This window comes from Paenibacillus sp. NPDC101420, from assembly GCF_050277435.1.
Classification (GTDB): domain Bacteria; phylum Bacillota; class Bacilli; order Paenibacillales; family Paenibacillaceae; genus Paenibacillus_AQ.
In genome coordinates, this window is record NZ_JBNNSE010000001.1 from 335,466 (window position 1) to 352,357 (window position 16,892).

Consider the following 16,892-nt stretch of genomic DNA (forward strand, 5'->3'; position numbering starts at 1 on the left):
TTACTTCGTAACTTCTCCTCAAAAGAAGTCTACTTCGTCTGGGGTATCGCCTTCGTTGCATTTTGTCTTAGTTTCTCTGTCGCTCGGTGAAGCAGGGTCCCTACTACTGGAGGCCTTACTCCAAGCTCTCCCGCGATTTCCACATAACTGTACCCCGAATAGCGAAGAAGAAGCGCTTGTCTGTCTCTTTCAGGCAATTCATTCAGCCAGATGTGTACATCTTCCTGATCTAGCTTACTAATTATGACTTCTTCACCTGAAGGGGGGGATTCATTAGCATCATAAAGCTGCTCTTGTTTATTCTGCAGTCGCCGTTCCCTTGCTTTTTTGTCCAAATAATCATATCCAATACGAGTTAGGACTCTATGAAGCCAGGCACCCAGCGCTGCTGGATCATCTGGTGGATTACGGTACAATCTCAGAAAAACTTCTTGAGCTAAATCATCAGCCGCCGATTCATCACGTACCAAAGCGGCAAGCTTACGGCGGACAACAGGGTAATGTTCATAAAATATTGTTTTAAAAATTTCAGATTCCGGAATTTCCATCGTGTAAATCCTCCTTATCAGCTGCAGCTATAAGTAAGACGACTGTCAGTACATTTTTGTATCAGAATTCTTCATAATTATCATAATGCATTATAAAACACACAAAAAGACAGCCCCTAATTAATAAGGTAACTGTCTTCATTATTGGTCTTACCTATCTGTTTTGATTCCAATTATCGAATTCGAATATATCGGTTAAGAATCTTCTTGGACAAAATACTCCGCTCCAGCTTAAGCTCCAGCAGTTGTTCTTTCCAATGTAACACTTCATCTGATTCTTCATTCTTAAGCAGCTTCTCAAACAACTTCATGATCAATATGTTAACGGAATCAAACCGTGACCATAATTCTATCACACTTTCTTCTTGAACCTGAGGTTCTTCCGATACTGCGTTAAGATTCTTTAAGCTCTCTATGATGTCAGCCTGCCACTGTCCATCGTTAATTGCTTTGGCATAATTTAAAAGGTCCAGATAATCGTCGACTGACATATGTACCGACTCCTTTGTATGGTTATACCAAGTATTATACTAGGTATTGTGTATATTGCAACACTTTATACCTGTAAGTATACAAAAAAAACAAGGGCTAGTATGCGGACTAGCCCTTGCTAATAAATTTAAACGGAGTACGTTAAGTTATAGTAACTTCTCGATTTCCTCTTTGTATTGCTCCGATTTCGGACCAAATACGATTTGTACAGCACCTTGACCAAGTCTCATTACACCGGAAGCACCGAGTTGTTTCAGTGCGGAATCTTTAACGGCTTTTTCGTCTTTAACGATCAGACGTAGGCGTGTAATACAAGCATCGATATTTTCGATGTTTGAAGGTCCGCCGATGTGCTCAAGAATTTGAGCAGCCTTGGAAGAAACAGCTGAACCTGTTCCGTTACCTCCAGTTGGTGCTACAAGCGCATCATCATCATCTTCGCGACCAGGGGTCTTAAGCTTGAACTTCGTGATGATAAAGCGGAACAACACATAGTACAGAACGAAGAAACACAGACCTACAGGGATAAGAATCCATGCATTGGTGGATAGCTTCATGTTTATCAGATAATCGATCAAACCAGCGGAGAAACCAAAACCAAGCTTAACATCCAGAATGTACATTAACGCCATCGAGAATCCTGTAAGTAAAGCATGAACTGCGTACAAGGCTGGTGCCAAGAACATAAAGGAGAACTCAAGTGGTTCTGTGATTCCTGTTAAGAAGGAAGCAATAGCAGAACCGATGAAGATGGAAGCTACCATTTTACGTTTTTCTGGTTTAGCTGTATGAATAAATGCAAGCGCTGCACCTGGAAGCGCAAACATCATGATTGGGAAGAATCCAGTCATAAACATCCCAGCTGTTTTGTCTCCAGCGAAGAAGCGATTTAAGTCACCGTTAACCAATTCACCCGCTGCATTCGTAAAATCACCAATTTGGAACCAAGCAATCGAATTAAGTACGTGGTGAAGACCTGTCGGAATCAACAAACGGTTAGCTGTACCGAAAATGAACGCTCCAACTGCGCCAAGTGACACTACCCAGTTTCCGAAATCACTAATTACATCTTGTACAGGGCTCCAGACCATCCCAATTAATACTGCAAGGACCATCGTGGAAGCTGCGGTAATGATTGGAACAAAACGTTTACCCGCGAAGAACCCAAGCCAATCTGGCATCTTTATATTGTGATATTTCTTATATAGAAATGCTGCCCAGGCACCGGCAAATATACCCCCAAGCACACCCATATTCAACTTTACAGCATCATCAATAAAAGAGAACTGAAGGGGTACGGCAATCAGAATCTTGTCTAGTACTAAGTATGCAATTACTGCTGACAAGGCTGCTACGGCGTCCTTGGCAAATCCAATGGCAACCCCTACTGCGAAGATTAGAGCAAGATTTCCGAAGATAGCACCCGAACCGGCATTTAGAAATGGAACAAAATAATGGTTCAGGAATCCACCTATCGTTGCCCCCAGAGGTATATCTTTTTCGTAGTTAATCAGACCTAATCCTTGAAGAATAGCTGCCGCAGGCAAAGTTGCTACCGGAAGCATAAGCGACTTACCTAATTTCTGTAGAAAACCCAACATAAAATATCATCCTTTCGATTCAATAGTAGTAATGCTGTATCAGCTTATTACTTTGAAGCCACTGTAAGAATCAGATCCTGTCCTGCTGTAACCTGACCATAATGTCCGTTCACTTGAGGTGGTGTTTCCTCCGTACTAGTCACGATTACAGGTGAAATTGTGTCACAGCCTGCTGCGCGAATAACGTCCAGATCAAATTCGATTAAGGTTTGACCTGCCTTCACTTGATCTCCAGAGGCAATATGACTAACAAATCCGTTGCCCTTAAGACTGACAGTATCGATTCCGATATGTAACAGCAATTGCACACCGGAGGAATGTTCCAGAATAACTGCATGACTCGATTTCACGATATGAGCAACCGTGCCATCAAAAGGAGCCTTTAGGATCCCCTCAGAAGGTCTGATTGCAACTCCGCTACCCATATGACCACCAGCAAAGGTTTCATCCGGAACCTCTGTTAATGAAACTGCTTCTCCACTGATTGGTGCCATGATTTCGATTGTATGTCCAGTATGTTTCTCTTCTTTTTTTGATTTCCATTTGGAAAACATATGCTCCACTCCTCTAAAGATGTTAGTTTTGTTTCACTAAAGTCTGAAATAATCGGTGTAAGTGCATCGCTAGGAAACACAGCTCTTCTTCCGGGATATCTACACCAAGAGATTTTTGCATCACTTTACCGAGCTTTTGAGATAACTTGTATTCCTCTTTGTATTCCTTCTTAATATGTTTCACAAAAGGATTATCTATTAGTGATCCTTTCAAAATACGTTCCAGCGAAAACCGCAAGTGGATCATTAATCGAATATGATTCATACTGCCATGCTCAAAAGTTATATTCCGTTCTTGCTGAATCATGTCTAGAAGTTCACTCACGATATTAGATGCTTTTACTAACTGACCCACCGATACATTGTTAACTGCGGAGTACACATGATAAGTTAGAAATCCAACCTCGTCTTCGGGAATTTGCACCTGAAATTCAGCATTGATCTTCTCTGATGCCTTGTAAGCGATATCAAATTCCTTCGGAAAAGACATCTTAGTTTCTTGTAAAAAAGGATTAATAATATCCATCCCGTTGCGCAGACGGTAAATGGTGAACTGAATGTGGCTCGGGAGTGCCAAATAAATCTTGTCGTTTAATTTGTCAGGAAATTGACTTTGGATATCAGCAATTATTTCATCAGTTATTCTCATCACTTTGGGATCTATGTCTTCCAGCAATATTTGATACTGACTCCAGGATTCGCGGTCTTCTAGACGAAACAATTTCTCAATACGAGGATCGTTTCCTTCAATCACACCTGAACCTTTCACAGCAAAACCAATGCCTTTACCGATAATGACATATTCCTTGCCGTTCTTGCTTCCCTGAACCATTACAACGTTGTTCCCAATCACACGCTGTACTTGAAATTGCTCGATCTCCCGCGACAAGCTCATCACTCCTTTCCCATATTATCGTCAATTAGGAACAAAAAAAGCCAAGAAATGTCTCATCGAGATGAAGACAATCCTTGGCTCATGCCCTTAACGGTAACACGCCACTAAAATATAAATGATCATTTATGAACATATCATAAATCATGAACTGCTAACTCGTCAATGGTAAATTTATAAATGTCAAGCGCAGCTCCTGAAACTCAAAAATCCACGAGTTATAAATAGCTTTCAATTTGGGGAAGCTTTTCTTTAAGCTGACGGACATTGGTCTCTAGTTTTAAAATGACCTCTTCTAATTCCTTTGGGTCGATGCCTCTAAGTACTGGGACCTGAATAACCTCTGTGGCTTTGGTTTCTGATTTTAATTCTCGCATCTCCAGCTGCTGTTCTTGCCATTTATCCATCAGATCAGCAATTGTCGCATAAAAACGCTCATAATCCTTGATTACGCTATCTAAAAATGTATCCACTTCCTCCGCATCGTAACCACGAAGCTTCATACTGAATTCTTTTTCATGTATGGTTAGAGCATCTAGAGTGATGCCAAGTTGGCTGAATAGCTTACGTTGTTTGTCCAATCGACGTTTCATATGTTCATCCATCATTTGTTACCTCCAAGTATATACTGCAATTATCCGGCAGTAACCATTATAACAGGGTGAGAGCATCCTGAAAATATAACTATAGTTCCAGTTCTAGAAGTTATCCGCAACCGCCTTGTTCAAAATACCTAAGCAGCGATCAAGATCCGTCTTCACCTGCTTCTTATATAGCTTCGCTTTCTCTTCTCCATCAGTTGTGAAATGGTATAAGACGATTTCTTGAAAATCCACCTTCGGGTCATTCCCTTTTAGCTGTTTAGTACGATATAAAATTCCTTGCTGTACCAGCTCATGCAGCGCGCGATAAATTTCGCTCTGTGGAGGGGAATATCCATGTGCCTTGAAATCTCGACGTAAATCCTCAAGCATTTGGTATCCATACCCGCGATGTTGTTCTACCATTGTTATAAGATACACCTTGATAAAAGCCCGTTGAGCAATCATAAACGCCATATAAACCCTCCTCATGTTGTGTTTTTTTTGGTTAATCTTACCTTCTATAACTCTAGTATAAGCACTATTTTCCAACTTTCACAACCTGAAATGTGGTAGTGGGTTCACTTTTTCCGATTTGTATAGAAATTTAATAGGGATAGATGATGAATTTATTGAAAGTAACTAGATAGAGTTGTTTATTTTGTGATTTTCTATTGTGAATTTTTCATATGATGAAAGTTGGTTTTCTCGAGTAATAAATAACGGCCATTGAGAACTTAACCATAAAGTTCTCGATGGCCGTTGAATAATGAGTGAACAATCCCTTAGCGTTTATTGGCCTCATGCCATTTAGCGAGTAATTCCTCTCGGTTCGCAGCAGCGATATCGAATCGATACGTAATCATTAATTTTTCCAGCTTAACAGAAGACAATAGCGGATGGATCTTAATATTCGGCATCACAGGTAAGGAAAATGCGGAATTCATATAATCTGTCTGAGCATCTGTTGACAGTACAAAATCTACCAGCTGCTTAGCAGCAGTCACGTTGTTCCCACCTTTCAAGATCGACACTGCACCTATCTCCCATCCAGCTTGTGGAGGAATAGAAGATTGTATAGCATATCCCGAATTCTTAAATCGAAGCTGGTCGCCCATAAAGCTGATAACAGCAGCAACTTCACCTACTGCAAGCCGCTGGGCAGAACTAATTCCTGAGAATGTAGTTGATGAACTCTGCTTCTTAAGAGCACTCACCAATGCTAGAGCTTGCTCCTCCCCACGTTCTTGTGCAAGAGAGGCTAGCAATGTGTATCCTGTACCTGAGGTTTCTGGGTCCGGAATTTCAATTTTCCCCTTGAGCTCGGGACGTAATAAGTCTTCGTAGCGTTCCGGAAGAGGTAAAGCTACAAGCTGAGGATCTTGATTCCAGACCTGCTCATTTACACCAATAGCCAATGCACCCATGTATATACCTGTCCAATAGCCCATTTTATCTTTATAGATGTCGGGGATCTCATCAGCAACATGTGATGAATAGCGAATTAATTTCCCTTTGTTCTTGAGCTGCTCATGAAGATCAGCAGGCCCACCGAGAACAACATCAATGCCTGTCTTATTGATCGACATCAAATGGTAGCTTGCCTCACCGCCAGACATGCGAATAAGCTCATAAGACTGTCCCGTCTTCTTCTTATATTTCTCCAACAGAATACGCGCTTCATCCTCTTGAAAAATTACATATACTTTGAGAGGCTGATTGCTTTTCTGGCCAGGATAGAAATATATTAGAAGAAGTATTGTTACCGCAACCAATGACAGGATAATTACCTTTGTTCTCAATTAGAACGTCTCCTCCCGCTAAACTAGCCTATAGCCGCCGTTCTATAAAAAAACGATACGCCAAAAAAGGAAAACGACTGTTTTCCTTTTTTGGAACATCTACTTCAGTTTACGGACTAACCTTTTTAATAATATGAATTTTGTCTATTGCCGCACTCATCCGAACTTGACCATCGAAAGTCTTTTGACCAATATCATAAGCATCGACAATCCATTCTTTGCCCCATTGATCTGCAAGGAAATATCTTTCCTTTTCTCCTAGAAACATCGAGGATTGGACTACTCCCATGATGTTAAATCCGCTAATGTCCGGATGATTTAGTCGCAATGATTCGGGGCGAACACTCAGAAGAACTTCCTCACCCTCTGTCAGCTTTTCATCTGTAGTAATAGTAACATTATCCCCTCCAAAGCCGTAGCTAACTGTTGCCGTACCCTCTTTACTTTGCATGACTACTGCCTCAATAAAATTGGTAGAACCAATAAAATCAGCTACATATTGTGTACGAGGTTTATAATATATTTCATGCGGCGTACCGTACTGATCAATAGCTCCTTTATTAAAAACAACGATCTGATCTGACATCGACAAAGCTTCCAATTGATCATGTGTTACATATATTACGGTTAGTCCAAGTTCCTGTTGAATTGTTCGCAGTTCAACGCGTACCTCTTCACGTAATTTAGCATCTAGATTACTTAGTGGCTCATCCAGGAGAATAATCGGCGAATTCATCACTAAGGCACGAGCCATAGCTACACGTTGCTGTTGTCCACCTGACATTTCATGGGGATATCGCTCTTCAAGTCCGGATAATTTGACCTGGGCCATAACAGCCATTACCCGTTCCTGTACTTCTGCTTCAGGTCTTTTCTTAATATCTAGTCCATAAGCAATATTATCAAATACCGTCATATGCGGGAACAAGGCATATTCCTGGAACACCATTGGAGTGCCCCTTTTATATGGAGGTAATTCATTAACCAAATTCCCGTCAATCCACACCTCACCATCATCGATGGTATAGAAACCCGCGATGGAACGTAATAAAGTCGTCTTCCCACAACCACTCGGACCAAGGAAGGTAATGAACTTCCCCCGTTCAATCTTTAGGTTGATATTTTTCAAGACATGGTTATTGCCGAACACTTTATTCACATTTTTCAAATCTAGTAGTATGTTGGATTCCATCGTGCCCACTCCCTTCAAAATCATTAGAAATCAAATATTTTCACTTTGGAACGGAAGATCAACTTGATCACTCCCAGTGTTCCGAGCGTTGCACCCATCAAACCCACTGCCACAGCGGCTGCCCAATAATAGGTTCCCGTTTCGGCATAGTTAAAGATCGATACTGCTGCAACAACCCATTTAGGGGTAATTAGGAAGATTATCGTACTCAAAGTATTCATATTTTTCATAAACGCATAGACAAAGTTCGCTACGACGGTTTTTTGCAACATTGGAAATACAATCGTTGTTAGCGTCTTACGGCTACTCGCACCCAGATTGGTGGCTGCTTCTTCGATCGATTTATCCACTTGTTTAAAAGACGCAGTCAATCCGCGATAACCTACAGGCATCTGTTTAAGTAACATCGCAATGACTATCAATGCTGCAGATCCCTGCAAAACAATCGGACCTTTACTAAACGCAACAATCAGCGCAAGACCAACGAATGTTCCTGGAAGCGCAATTGGAAGAACCGCGCTGAAATCTAGTAATTTTTTTCCTGGAAAAGGTTTGCGAACTACTATATAGGCGAGCACTAATGCAAGAGCCACCGCCAGCAACGCACTAATTAGCGATAACACTAAGCTGTTCAAAACGGCTGGACTAGATGAACTAAAGACAACTTTCATTATATGATCCAGTGTGAATGTATTATCTCGACCAAAGTTTTTCGTAAAGGCGAAAAGAATGGTGATCGCAAACATCGAAATAATGAACAATGAGATTAAACTGTTAAAAGAGAAAAGTAATGCATCTGTCTTCTTAGACGTAGTGATCCGTTTCAAACCAGATACCGGCTTACCAGTTATCGTTGAGTAGGAGCCTTTAGATAAAATCTTATTCTGAACCCAGAATACAATCAGTGCAGGAATTACTAAGATAATCCCCATGACCGAAGCTAGTCCTGCCTCGTTATTAATGATTTCTCCGTAAATTTCAACTGCTAAAAGTGAATAGTTACCACCAATTAGCTTTGGATTTCCGAAGTCAGCGAAGCAGTTAATCGCTACCAGCAAGAATGCGTTAATAACACCTGGAAGTGCAAGTTTCAGCGTAATCGTCCTGAATAATTTGAATCCTCTAGCTCCAAGATTCTGTGCTGCTATCTCCAGATTCGGTGATATAGCGCGGAGCACACCCGTTATAGTCATGTAGGCAAGTGGAAAATAGGATATCGTTTGAACAATCCACAACCCCGGTAATCCATACAAATCAAGCTCAAAATTAAAGTTGGTATTTAACCATTGTGAGATCATTCCCCCACGTCCAAAAAGCAATAGGAATGCTAAACCACTCATAACCGAAGGAGCTAATAATGGAATAAAGGCTATAAATCGAAAGAACTTCTTTCCTCTGATGTTACTGTAGTGAATTGCATACGCGTATATAAATCCAAACACTGTTGCTGTAAAAGCGGATAATGATGAGCTAACTACCGTATTTAATAGCGCTTTTCCATAACGGGGTTTACTAAAAAACGTTGCCCAATTATCAAATCCAGATGTAAACACAACGATTACCAGCGGATAAATAACAAATAGAATGAGAAATGCAAAGCTAGTCAGTACAAGTACGAGTGACGACGGATCTTTAAAGAGCCTGTTGATCGACTCCCCAATGCCTTTTTTTTCTTTCATAGGGGGCGACTCCCACCTTTCTGCCATCCAATTTGAGGGGCATTACAGTCATCATATATGGTACAGCCCTGCAATACCCCTATTGGCTCTTTTATTTCAAATCTTTTAATGCATTTTGCAACTCTTTACGCTGCGATGCTGCTTTTAACAAATCATAAGCATCGTTGTATTTCGTTGTTTTAATATCAATGCCACCTTTAGGAATCGGTACTGATGCTTTAACGGATACTGCGTATGCAGATTGCGTATACAACTCACCCGGTTCATTGGTAAGCATATAGTCCATAAGCTTCTTCGCAGCCTCTGTATTAGGCCCACCCTTAACAATGGATAAGGCTCCAACTTCATAACCTGCTGCTTCTGGAACAACACTAACAATTGGGTTGCCTTGGTATTTAATCTTCAATTGATCGCCTAGGAAAGTCACGCCAATTGTATACTCCCCTTTAGCAGCTTTCTGAATGGGCTCAATGCCAGACTTAGGTCTTTCCTTAAGGTTAGGCAGCAACTGTTTGATATAGTTCAACATCTCATCATCACCCCATACTTGGGCTAAAGAAGCTACTGCTGTATATGCTGTACCCGATGTTGCTGGATCGGACATACCAATTTCACCTTTGAATTTAGGATCAAGCAAATCCTTAAAAGTTTCAGGGTATGGATCACTACCATATTTCTCTTTCCAACGTTCTTCATTAATACCTATAGCGATTGGATTTAGATAAAACCCTGTCCAGAAGCCATCTTTGTCTTTCATATTGTCAGCGATGTCAGAAGCATTCGGAGAATCATAAGCTTCCAATGAACCTGCCTCTTTCAGTACTTGGTGCGAATCCGCTGGCCCTCCCATCAGAAAGTCGGCTTGTGGATTCGACATTTCATTCTGTACACGGGATACCGCTTCTCCACTTGGTAAACGTAGGATGTCATAGTCAATTCCAGTTTCAGCTTTGAATTTATCCAGAATTTTACGAGCCTCTTCCTCTTGAAAAATGGAATATACGGTGATTTTTTTCATTTCTTTACCGCCAAATACTCCTGATTTATACATGAAGAACCCCGCTACCAACACAACTACTATGACTGACAATAAAATGACTGACTTACTGTTTTTTTTCTTTCTCGCCATAGACTAAACCATCCCTTCAAGATCAGTATGAGGCATTATTTAGTTTGAAATAGACTCTTTGATTGGTCTCATCCAGAAGGTCATAGACCACGAAGTAAGCGCCGTTATAACGATCCACATGGATCCAGTGCTTTTTCACTCGATAATCATTCGTGAGCTGAATGACAAAGTGAGCATCGGGTGTACGTTGTAAGTCATCAAAATGGCTGAAATCGATAATACGCTCTGCTGCACGAATCTGCGATATCAACGCCTTCCTCTCAACCTGAGTGAGAGCTGTAAGTACTCCCTGCTGTAGTGTGAACACATCATTAATCTTGTTTTCCACAGCAGATCCAATACTCGACGTTGTTAACATCTTATCGATGAGTGTACTTTGCAGCTTGCGGATAGTTGCACTTACATTAAGCGAATTAACTGACTCTGCACCGAAGTGAAACGCATTCGTTTCCACTTGAAAAGGAATATCTTCTTGATCCAGATAGGCCATCGTTCCCGTCAACAGAAGTCTCGGAACTAACTGTTGTGGACGCTGCATTCCTGATGATAACAACCCGGAAAAAGTAGATCTCAATTTCAGCAATTCCTTCGGATCCTCAATGGATATCGTCCCTAGGCCTGGATACGTAATATCCACGCGCATCGGAACGCCAGCAATCCGGTCAAGTTGATCCTCCTGTCGAGGTACAACATGTACTTCATCAAGAGGTATTCGAAAAGTGTAAGCGCACATGCCGATTAGCAGACTGCCTATGATGACTTGTAACAAGATGAGGCGAAACCATGAAAGCCCTTTCTTATCCTCTGGCACTTACTTTAACCTCCTCATATATCAGAAGAATTTTAAATTTGTATCAGTTTTGTAACAGCGCTTACATTTGTTATGTTAAGAGGAATCTCAGCTGAATCTCTGTCCCCTTCTTCTCCGAGCTAGTAATGACGATACTCCCTCCTTGAAGTTCCATAAACTGTTTACATAGAGGTAATCCTAACCCATGTGATTCGTTTGAAATAATACGATCCTGTTTCTCTGCCGAGGGTAGAAATAATATACTTTGCAATTGTTGTGATATCCCTCTCCCGTTATCTATGATACGAACCAGCCCACAGTCCCCATGCTCCGTTAACTCGATATAGAGATTTGTACATTCACTATGCTTAATAGCGTTATCAATCACGTTAAATAGAACTTGCTGAGTTCTCTTGGGATCTAAATTCACTTCACAAGATGAGATCTTTAGCGTGGTAACAATCGCGGATTTTTGAAGGGTCGGCTCTAAGATACGTAGACTATCCATAATGACAGCCCCTAAATCAGTACACTCCAGCTTGATACGCCAAGCCTCATCACCAATCAGTGAGGTCTGTAACAAATCCTCAACCATATTTAACAACCGAGTACTCTCTTTACGGATATAGGTATTACATTCCTGTATATCATCCTTCTTATTCATTCTTTCAATTAAATCCGAAAACCCGATAATCGAAGTTAATGGTGTTTTTAATTCATGAGTTATGTTGTCGTAGAAAGCTTTCTGCTTTCCCTGTTCATACTTTAACATTTTGATATGATGTTGCAGCGCATCCGACATATGATTGAAATCCTTGGCTAATTCTCCTACCTCATCCTGACTACTCGCCTGTATCTTTCTGCTAAAATCGCCAATGGATACAAGCTTAAGCGCCTGCTGCAAGGCATGTAGAGGCCTCACCAACAAAGATGAGAATGAATAGCTGACCATAAGCGAAAAAATTAAACATCCTACAGCTGCAGCGATGAACCATGTGCGCATCTGGTTTAATGTCTGCAAATTCTCATGGAGGTCCAATAAATATCGAAATCCACCCACAATTTCTCCTTCATACCAGAAGGGAACTGAGTAAATTAGATATTGTGTACCTTCACCTGCAGTTATGACTGTGGCAGCATTACCAGTAAGCGCTTTCTGAATATCGTTACGTTTAAGTAAGTTTTCTTTATCGCTGCTGCTCCCAACAATCGTCTCATCTAGTGCGAATAGTTGTACTTGAAAATTGCTGTTTGACGCCAAATGCGACGCAATAAAGGGGGCGTACTTACCTGAAAATAATTGTTCTATATTAATTTTCTGATCACTGACAATCTTCAATGCCTCAATACGATGCAAGCCAAAATACTGACTTAACGTCTGAGTATCCCTTTTAATCATACTTTGGTTAAGCGTATAATTAACGATAAAAAACATCGCTGTGAGCAGCATAACAATCGTAACGGCATGCTGAATAAACATTTTATTTCGCAGCCCCATCTTCTATACCTCCAGCTTATAGCCTGTCCCATGTATAGTGGCGATCAGATGCTCGTTGGGTTTCATTTTCTCCCGAAGACGGTTTACCACCATGTCCACGGATCTTGTATGCCCATAATAATCATAACCCCAGACCTGATCAAGCAAGTCTTCGCGAGTGAAAACTTTCTTAGGATGAGCACATAAGAGCCACATGAAGTCAAACTCTTTACTAGTTGTCTTAAGCCATTGTTCCCCTATCTTACAAGTACGTCCATTCTTATCAATTTCAATAGGTCCAATCTTGATCACTTCAGGAGGCGCTACCATCTTCATTCGTCTCATAACTGCCTTAATGCGCTCGATAAGTTCCCTTGTCTCAAAAGGTTTCGTTAGATAATCGTCTGCTCCCAACTGAAAGCCAAGGATTTTATCATTCATTTCATTCTTAGCGGTGAGCACGATTACCGGGACTGACTTATACTGTTGTTGAAGCATTTGAAGAAGCTCGAACCCGGAACGGTCAGGTAACATAAGATCTAACAGTATTAAATCGGTAGACCATGTTGCAAGTTCATCCCATGCCTTAGTCACCGTTCCTACAGCTTTCGTCTGATACCCTTCCACCTCTAAGCTCAATTTTAGCAGCATTTGAATGCTGGGATCGTCTTCAATAATTAAAATATTCATATGTAGCCCTCTTTTCCTTAGATGCTATATTACACTGAACGTTCATATTTTTAGTTACCCTCTTATAATAGCGGATAACATTCAATACGAAAACGCTTTCCAAATATCTACAATTAAAAATACAAATCAAATAATTGACTATAAACTTACATTTTATGTCTCTAGTATAGTAAGTAAAATCCACAAAAAAACTCCCACATAATGGGAGCTTTACGGATTCAGGATTTTGTAGAACGGACTATACCACTCGAAAATCCCTTAATCCAGCGATTGTGTTCATGATTGCTCATCTCCGTTTTGTTCCATAAATTCTTCCTTCGTCAATCCAAACAATATCAAATCATAATATCGCCCATTCGTGTAAATGACTTTCCGCCGCACGCCCTCTTGCACGCAGCCGACTTTCTTTAACATCCCTATAGAACCTTCATTACCTTCAAGCGCACATTCATTGAATTTATTTAGCCGTCGCTCGAAAAAAGCATATTTTAAGAGGATGGTTATAGCTCTCGTTCCATACCCTTTACCTCGATGATCTTTATCCACCTGCACACCTATGCTGAACGTACCATTTTTCTCGTCAATGCTATTGAGATTTACGCCGCCAACATTTTCACCATGCAAATCTTCGATCGTAAACATTAGTCTATTCGATGAGAATTCAGCGTAAGTCTCCGCAAAATTTTTGGCTTCGGCAATGGTAGGTGGTAGTTCAACTGCACATTGTAAGAGTCGCCGCGCTGGAGTATCGAATCGGTTCGTATAATAACCTTCCCAATCCCCTTCTTGTATTGAACGCAATCTAATTTGGTCATCTTTCCAGTAATAATTGCTATAATCTATCTCTCTCATTTTCTAGCCTCCAAATAATATTGGGATTGTTTTTTTATAATAAACATTACTTTATAACCATGTAGTAAGATATAACCATTAAACGTGACTATGAAAAACACTTTGGAAAAGAGGCATACTTATGAGTGATTACCAATTGGTCAGTGATTATAAGCATATCGAAAAATATAAAGAAAGCTTTAATTCCTTAGCTAAATCAATCTTCGGGATTGATTTTTCCCCATGGTATGAACAAGGAGGCTGGAGTGACAAGTATATTTGTTATTCCTACATCGATAGGGACCATGTGATCGCTAATGCGTCCATAAACAAAATGACGATTCTCATAAATCAAAAAGAGTATAACGCCATTCAAATTGGCACTGTAATGACACATCCTGATTATCGCATGCAAGGATTATCCAGGAAATTAATAGATCATATTATCGCGAAATACGAACATGAATTTGACTTCATTTACTTATTTGCAAACGACAGTGCTTTGGACTTTTATCCTAAATTCGGATTTGAACGTATGCAAGAAAGCAGCTTTTCGATTAACGCTTCTAATCTTAGAAATCAAACGTCTAAAATCTTCTCTGTGCGTCCCTTATCTATGAATAACTCCGTTGATTTCACCATGATAAAAAAATTCGCTGAAGAAAAAGTTCCGGTGTCCTCTATACTCAGCGTTGTAAACAATGAACATCAGCTGCTGTTTTATTTTATCCTTCCTTTCCATGATTCTTTTTACTATATTGAAGAAGCTGACGTCGTAGTGATCTTTAGACATGAGGAGCATCAGCTTCATATTTTTGATATTATCAGTACTTCACACATAGATATCAACGTGATATTGAATAGCATTATTTCACCTGAAACGGAGGTTATTCATTTTCATTTCACACCAGATTTCAATATAGATCACATGGAGACCGAATTTATTCCCGAGAGTGAGGATGTGTTATTTGTACGTCCACTTTTAAAAGAACTACCTAAACATTTCATTTTTCCCATAACCTCACATGCCTAGATAGGATGAAGAAGGCTGCCCTCCGGCAGCCCTTTTATTAATTTTAGAAATTATAAATTCCCCGCCTATACTCACTTAAACGCTTACCGCCCATAGAAGAACGCAGAAACGTTTATGCTTGATCGTTCACTGGAATATACATGCTCTGTATCTCTTGTACTCCTGGAACAAATCCTAGATTCGTATAAACAGACTCCGCATCATTACCTTCCATGACATATAATCTAAGGAAAGGATACTTATCTTTAAGGAGACTTAGTCCTCTTTTCAACATCAGTGTCGCTATCCCTTTGCCTCTATAACCGGGCATTACACCAATACTATAAACTGCTGCGTAATCTCCTTGTAAGCCCAAGAGACAATTCGCAATTAACTGTCCCGATTTCCTATCATACACAAGCGTTGACGCGGTAAGTAATCCTTCATTCGTATAATTCGGTTCTTCACTTGGAATAAAATCTTCATAGGAAAATTGCTTTCTTCTGGTCGCTTCGAGACTTCCGGCAAAGCTAGCGTAGCTACATTCGGCGATCTGATCTTCAAGAATAAAGCGTTTAGCTCCTTTTCCATCCTCTTCGATCTGTGGACTTTCAATTCTAAATTCTTCGTTCCATTCCACCTCAAAATGATCTGTAGGACGCTGCATCCAGCGACATCTGAATTCATCAGGCCAAAATCCTGCCCGCGCAAATAAATGAACTTGATCCGGTAGAACCTCAAATGTTTTTATAGGCTCCGTTCGGTCAGACCAATATATCAAAAGCTTTTTTAGAAGTTTAAGCACCACAAATGTATCGTTAAAGGGTGGAATAACAAATAAATGATAGATCCGATTAGGTGACATCCTTACTCCACCTATTTTCGCCTCCCCTTTATAGATCCAAAAAGCATTCTTTTGGGTAGAATTGAACCCATCTTCTCTAAAAAAGCCAATATATTGAATATTATAATAAATGGAGCAATACACTCCCCACTCTTCCGATTCAGCCTTACGAATTGAATAATTATTACTTAGCTCATACGATATTTCATCCTCGGACCATCCCATTAATTGCATGTACAATTCCTCCTCGCTGATACTTCACCTTCTATTTTCTATAGTATCACTTCTTAAAGTAAATGATTGGTAATAAACACTTATAATGATTATTTACTAAACTACAGCAAGTGTAATTGCATCTGGAAGTCCAATATATAAGAAGAAACCTTATAATAAAAAAAACTGCCTATTGGCAGTCTTATCCTCAATAAATTCTAGAGCATAGCCAAATGGCGGTTCCCACAGCGATAATACCTGCTAACGTTACAAATAGGACGTACCCTCTCTTTGTTCTAGTAACCGTGTGATTATCATAAAATTCAGGTTTTCGTACGATTCCAAACCATAGATCCGCGATTAAATTCACGACCACTAGAGAGAAATTTTTTATTACCCCCACGTCATCACTCCTTTTCAACTTTAGCTAGCCAAGTTTATTATTAATTTCACTTAGTGACTCATTCATTTCGTCCATTTTCTTGATCATCGCATATTGATTGCTAATCATCATGATTAAACCAATAAAGAACAAAATCACAAGAAGTAAACTCATACTGCACTT

General features: G+C 40.1%; 18 protein-coding genes. 1 reads left to right on the forward strand and 17 read right to left on the reverse strand.

Features of this window, described 5'->3' with window-relative positions; genetic code table 11:
• Window positions 1-29: 29 nt before the first annotated feature.
• The 15 genes from ACQKMP_RS01505 to ACQKMP_RS01575 form a co-directional block, all read right to left on the reverse strand.
• Window positions 30-548 carry a sigma-70 family RNA polymerase sigma factor gene (locus tag ACQKMP_RS01505; protein WP_427468706.1) on the reverse strand — a complete coding sequence of 173 codons (519 nt, stop codon included), beginning with the start codon at window positions 546-548 and terminating at the stop codon, window positions 30-32.
• 173 nt (window positions 549-721) lie between these two features.
• Window positions 722-1,039, reverse strand: a complete 318-nt coding sequence (locus tag ACQKMP_RS01510) for a hypothetical protein (protein WP_427468707.1) — start codon at window positions 1,037-1,039, stop codon at window positions 722-724.
• 147 nt (window positions 1,040-1,186) lie between these two features.
• Entirely contained in the window at window positions 1,187-2,641 is a 1,455-nt protein-coding gene (gene nagE, locus ACQKMP_RS01515; protein WP_042187760.1) for an N-acetylglucosamine-specific PTS transporter subunit IIBC, read from the reverse strand.
• A 47-nt stretch (window positions 2,642-2,688) separates the two neighbouring features.
• Entirely contained in the window at window positions 2,689-3,195 is a 507-nt protein-coding gene (locus ACQKMP_RS01520) for a PTS sugar transporter subunit IIA (protein WP_042187759.1), read from the reverse strand.
• Window positions 3,196-3,217: 22 nt separating this feature from the next.
• On the reverse strand, window positions 3,218-4,084 hold the full coding sequence (locus tag ACQKMP_RS01525) for a PRD domain-containing protein (RefSeq protein ID WP_371916535.1): 867 nt from the start codon (window positions 4,082-4,084) through the stop codon (window positions 3,218-3,220).
• A 221-nt stretch (window positions 4,085-4,305) separates the two neighbouring features.
• A complete protein-coding gene (locus ACQKMP_RS01530) occupies window positions 4,306-4,692 on the reverse strand; it encodes a DivIVA domain-containing protein (RefSeq protein WP_042187755.1) in 387 nt (128 codons plus the stop codon).
• Window positions 4,693-4,785: 93 nt separating this feature from the next.
• Entirely contained in the window at window positions 4,786-5,145 is a 360-nt protein-coding gene (locus ACQKMP_RS01535; protein WP_042187753.1) for a helix-turn-helix transcriptional regulator, read from the reverse strand.
• A 308-nt stretch (window positions 5,146-5,453) separates the two neighbouring features.
• The gene (locus ACQKMP_RS01540) at window positions 5,454-6,470 is read right to left on the reverse strand and encodes an extracellular solute-binding protein (RefSeq protein ID WP_042187750.1); all 1,017 of its coding nucleotides are present in this window, start codon (window positions 6,468-6,470) and stop codon (window positions 5,454-5,456) included.
• A 109-nt stretch (window positions 6,471-6,579) separates the two neighbouring features.
• The gene (locus tag ACQKMP_RS01545) at window positions 6,580-7,662 is read right to left on the reverse strand and encodes an ABC transporter ATP-binding protein (RefSeq protein WP_042187748.1); all 1,083 of its coding nucleotides are present in this window, start codon (window positions 7,660-7,662) and stop codon (window positions 6,580-6,582) included.
• Between the two features lie 23 nt (window positions 7,663-7,685).
• Window positions 7,686-9,341: an ABC transporter permease gene (locus tag ACQKMP_RS01550; RefSeq protein ID WP_042187746.1), complete on the reverse strand. Its 1,656-nt coding sequence runs from the start codon at window positions 9,339-9,341 to the stop codon at window positions 7,686-7,688.
• Between the two features lie 91 nt (window positions 9,342-9,432).
• Complete coding sequence (locus ACQKMP_RS01555; protein ID WP_042187745.1) at window positions 9,433-10,470, reverse strand: ABC transporter substrate-binding protein; 1,038 nt, start codon at window positions 10,468-10,470, stop codon at window positions 9,433-9,435.
• A 22-nt stretch (window positions 10,471-10,492) separates the two neighbouring features.
• Window positions 10,493-11,281: a DUF3919 family protein gene (locus tag ACQKMP_RS01560; RefSeq protein ID WP_042187743.1), complete on the reverse strand. Its 789-nt coding sequence runs from the start codon at window positions 11,279-11,281 to the stop codon at window positions 10,493-10,495.
• A 70-nt stretch (window positions 11,282-11,351) separates the two neighbouring features.
• The gene (locus ACQKMP_RS01565) at window positions 11,352-12,758 is read right to left on the reverse strand and encodes a sensor histidine kinase (RefSeq protein WP_042187741.1); all 1,407 of its coding nucleotides are present in this window, start codon (window positions 12,756-12,758) and stop codon (window positions 11,352-11,354) included.
• 3 nt (window positions 12,759-12,761) lie between these two features.
• Window positions 12,762-13,427 (reverse strand): response regulator transcription factor, encoded by a 666-nt coding sequence (locus tag ACQKMP_RS01570; protein WP_042187739.1) that lies wholly within the window; start codon window positions 13,425-13,427, stop codon window positions 12,762-12,764.
• A 276-nt stretch (window positions 13,428-13,703) separates the two neighbouring features.
• A complete protein-coding gene (locus ACQKMP_RS01575) occupies window positions 13,704-14,279 on the reverse strand; it encodes a GNAT family N-acetyltransferase (protein ID WP_427468709.1) in 576 nt (191 codons plus the stop codon).
• Between the two features lie 121 nt (window positions 14,280-14,400).
• Here ACQKMP_RS01575 and ACQKMP_RS01580 point away from each other — a divergent pair, with 121 nt between their 5' ends.
• The gene (locus ACQKMP_RS01580; RefSeq protein ID WP_339803375.1) at window positions 14,401-15,291 is read left to right on the forward strand and encodes a GNAT family N-acetyltransferase; all 891 of its coding nucleotides are present in this window, start codon (window positions 14,401-14,403) and stop codon (window positions 15,289-15,291) included.
• 112 nt (window positions 15,292-15,403) lie between these two features.
• Here ACQKMP_RS01580 and ACQKMP_RS01585 read toward each other — a convergent pair whose 3' ends face one another.
• Together ACQKMP_RS01585 and ACQKMP_RS01590 are read right to left on the reverse strand one after the other, a co-directional pair.
• Window positions 15,404-16,348: a GNAT family N-acetyltransferase gene (locus tag ACQKMP_RS01585; RefSeq protein WP_427468710.1), complete on the reverse strand. Its 945-nt coding sequence runs from the start codon at window positions 16,346-16,348 to the stop codon at window positions 15,404-15,406.
• Between the two features lie 406 nt (window positions 16,349-16,754).
• Complete coding sequence (locus tag ACQKMP_RS01590) at window positions 16,755-16,883, reverse strand: hypothetical protein (protein WP_256716254.1); 129 nt, start codon at window positions 16,881-16,883, stop codon at window positions 16,755-16,757.
• Window positions 16,884-16,892 lie beyond the last annotated feature (9 nt).